The 3,770-nt window shown below is 62.1% G+C and carries 3 protein-coding genes; all 3 read left to right on the top strand.

The features are described from left to right. Nucleotides 1-461, top strand: a 461-nt coding sequence (locus tag BVER_RS34825) for a hypothetical protein (RefSeq protein WP_232316893.1), incomplete at its 5' end; no start/stop codon positions are given. A 109-nt stretch (nucleotides 462-570) separates the two neighbouring features. Then, nucleotides 571-2,802 (top strand): TonB-dependent receptor, encoded by a 2,232-nt coding sequence (locus BVER_RS28135; protein WP_050456043.1) that lies wholly within the window; start codon nucleotides 571-573, stop codon nucleotides 2,800-2,802. Between the two features lie 75 nt (nucleotides 2,803-2,877). Continuing rightward, nucleotides 2,878-3,561, top strand: coding sequence for a Fe2+-dependent dioxygenase (locus BVER_RS28130; RefSeq protein ID WP_050456044.1), 684 nt, complete (start codon nucleotides 2,878-2,880; stop codon nucleotides 3,559-3,561). The last annotated feature ends 209 nt before the right edge of the window (nucleotides 3,562-3,770 follow it).

Raw genomic sequence — 3,770 nt, 5'->3', positions numbered from 1 at the left:
GCTCAACGTCATGCCTCAACCTCTACTCGTGCGCTGCAGACCTGGCTGAGATGTGCGTTTACGTCTGCACCAGACTGCGTCGTCGGGTCCATTCCGGCAAATTCAATTTTGCAGGCCAGACTCATTACGCGGCCTTTCCGGGCATCGGCGCGAAGAAAAACTCATCCGCCACTTTTTGTCCGCGATCCGCGACGATTCCGTCACGCCGAAAGCCTGACGCGTCGTGCGATTCCGCCCGACTTGCCCATCCCACGGCCTTTCGCGCCAAATCCAAGCTTTTCGTAAGCAGTATCTTTTACTCCGTTTTTGTTGCTGAAACGTCACGAACGCCAGAAAAAAGACCCTGCCGTTTTTACGCAAATTTCCAAATATTTCTGTTTCATGTAATGATACTGATTCGCATTTATGTTATCGCTGCAATAGCCTCGTTCAATGACGGCCGCCGCGACGCCTGGCGCTAAGCATGGGCGCCACCGCCGGAAATCCTCGCCGACGCCGCCCGCCATCCACGGCAGCCGACAACCCGCTTCGCTGCCGATCGGTTCACTCATAAGCATCGGGGAAACGACAATGTTGAGGAAAACGCCGCTCGCCGCGGCCCTGGTAACGATCGCCGCAGTCCCTATGGCCGCGCCGCTCTATGCCCAGACCGCGCCGAACGCGCCTGCTGCATCACAAGCTGCATCACAGCCTGAATCGCAAGCCGCACCGCAAGCCCAGCCCGATACCACCGCCCTGCCCGCCGTCAAGGTGACCGGCACCGCCGACGCGCAAGACTTCCAGCCCGAGGTGTCGTCTGTCGGCGCGAAAGTGCCGGCCGCATTGCGCGACATTCCGCAAGCGGTCACGGTCGTGCCGAAAGCCGTGCTGCAATCGCAGGGCGTCAGTTCCTTCGCCGATGCGCTGCGCAACGTGCCCGGCGTCACGATCGGCGCGGCCGAAGGCGGTCAGATCGGCAACAACATCAACCTGCGCGGCTTCACGGCGCGCACGGATATCTACCTCGACGGTTTCCGCGATCGCGGCCAGTACTATCGCGATACCTTCAACCTCGAATCGATCGACGTGCTGTACGGTCCGTCGTCGCTGTACTTCGGACGCGGCTCGACGGGCGGCGTCATCAATCAGGTGAGCAAGCAGCCGAATCTGAAGCCGCGCGCCGATGTCTCGCTGCAAGCGGGCACGCACGACCGCTTCCGCTCGACGGTCGACATCAACCAGCCGTTGACGGATACCTCGGCGTTCCGCATCAACGCGTTCGGGCAGTCGCTGGGTTCGAGCCGCGACGAGATGATCAACAAGGATTACGGCATCGCGCCGGAAGTGAAATTCGGCATCGGCACGCCGACGCAGGTCACGCTGTCCGCGCTGATCCAGCACAACCGCGACCAGCCCGACAACGGCATTCCGCCGCTCAACGGCCATCCCGCACCGGTCGATACGAAGACCTTCTACGGCTTCACCGACGACCGCACGATTCAGGACGTGCAGACCGTCAACGCGCGCGTCGAGCATCGTTTCAACGACATGTTCACGCTGCGCAACCAGACGCAGTTCAGCCACTACAGCACCGAGGCGCGCGCGACCAACGCGGCGGCCGTGCTGACCGGGCCGCTCGGCACGTCGACGGCGCTCAGCAACGGCAATTACACGACGCTGCCGCTATCGTCGCTGTTCGTGCGTCTGCAGGGCAAGGATCGCAACATCAACGATCACTCGGTCTACAACACGACCGATTTCGAAGGCAAGTTCGCGACCGGCTTCCTCAAGCACGACATGCTGGTCGGCGTCGATCTGAGTCACGAGACCTACAGCAACCAGAGCTTCACCGCGACCGCGCCGGGGCTGCCGTCGAACACCATCGCGATCGTGCCGCTGGCCGATCCGGCCTACACGCCGCGGCCGACCAATGTCGTCGAGCGCGCGACGAATCTCGCGGAATCGAGCGCGAACGGCATCGGCCTGTATTTGAACGATACGATTTCGATTGGCGAGCACTGGAAGTGGATCGGCGGCGTGCGCTGGGATCGCTACGAAGCGTCGATTCATAACTCGATCAACGCGCCCGGCTACGCGACGCAGACCAATTACTTCACCAGCGTGCGCACCGGCGTGGTGTGGCAGCCGACGGACTGGCAGTCGTATTACGTGTCGTATGGCACGTCGTTCAACCCGTCGCTGGAAGCGCTGACGCTCACGAGCGGCCAGCAGAACACGCCGCCCGAGCACAACAAGCCGTATGAGATCGGCTCGAAGTGGGATCTGCTCAACGGCGGATTGTCGGTCACGCAATCGCTGTTCAACATCGAAAAAACCAACGCGCGGACGCAGACTTCCACCGGCGAATACACGCTCGACGGCGATGTGCGCGTGCGCGGTTATCAGCTCGGCGTGGCCGGTCACATCACCAAGCAATGGCAAATGTTCGGCGGCTACACGTATATGGACGGCACGGTGCAGAAGGCGTTCGACGGCACGACCGGCAATCAGCTCGCCAACACGCCGCATCATATGCTGACGTTATGGACGACGTATGACTTCACGCCGACGTGGCAGATCGGCGGCGGGCCGTCGTATGTGTCGTCGCGTTACGCGGCCAACAACAATCTGGTCGAAGTGGGCGGCTACGTGCGCTGGGACGCGATGGCCGCGTATCATCAGAAGCGTTACGACATCCAGTTCAACGTGCTGAACCTGACGGACAAGCGCTATTACGATGCGTTGATTCCGTCGGACGGCGGACGCGCGGTGCCGGGCCTCGGCCGCACGTTCCTCGCGACGCTGAACTACCGCTTCCGTTGATGTGAGTTTGACGCGCGCCGTATCGCCGGTCGGTGCGGCGCGCGCATGGTGCAGCAAACCAAGCAGGAAATAACGATGATCCTCTCGATACCCAACGTCCTGAGCCCTGAAGACGTCGCCGCCGTGCGCGCCCGCCTCGACGCGAGCGATGCCTGGGTCGACGGCCGCGCCACCGCCGGCTATCAGGGCGCGCCCGTCGAGAATAACCAGCAGATCGCCGAAGGCTCGCCGATCGCGCGCGAACTGGGCGATCTGATCGTCGGCGCGCTGGAGACGAATCCGCTGTTCATCAGCGCGGTGTTGCCGAATCGCGTCTATCCGCCGCTGTTCAATCGCTACGAAGGCGGCATGCACTTCGGCAGTCATGTCGACGGCGCGGTTCGCATCGTGCCCGGTCACGGTGCACGCGTGCGCGCCGATGTATCCATCACGCTGTTTCTGACGCGCCCGGAAGAGTACGACGGCGGCGAGCTAATCATCGAAGACACCTTCGGCGTGCAGGAAGTGAAGCTGCCCGCGGGACACGCGATCGTCTATCCGGCGTCGAGCCTGCATCAGGTGCGGCCGGTGACGCGCGGCGCGCGCGTGTCGAGCTTTTTCTGGGCGCAAAGCCTCGTGCGCGACGATGCGCAGCGCTCGCTGCTGTTCGATCTCGACAATTCGATTCAGCGCCTGAACGCCACCAACGGCGACGAAGCCGCGAAGCGCACGCTGGTGGGCTGCTATCACAACCTGCTGCGCATGTGGAGCGAAACCTGAGCGCGCAGACGATGAACCTTGTGTGACGCTGCAACGCAGCAGCGATGCTGCAATGCGCAAGCCATCTGCATTTCGGACACTTTCATTAGTCTGGCCTGCAAAATTGAATTTGCCGGAATGGACCCGACGACGCAGTCTGGTGCAGACGTAAACGCACATCTCAGCCAGGTCTGCAGCGCACGAGTAGAGGTTGAGGCATGACGTTGAGC

The sequence above is a fragment of the Candidatus Burkholderia verschuerenii genome, assembly GCF_001189365.1.
Classification (GTDB): Bacteria; Pseudomonadota; Gammaproteobacteria; order Burkholderiales; family Burkholderiaceae; genus Caballeronia; species Caballeronia verschuerenii.
The sequence above is the reverse complement of the archived record's forward strand: the minus strand, read 5'-3'. Positions and strand labels throughout refer to the sequence as shown.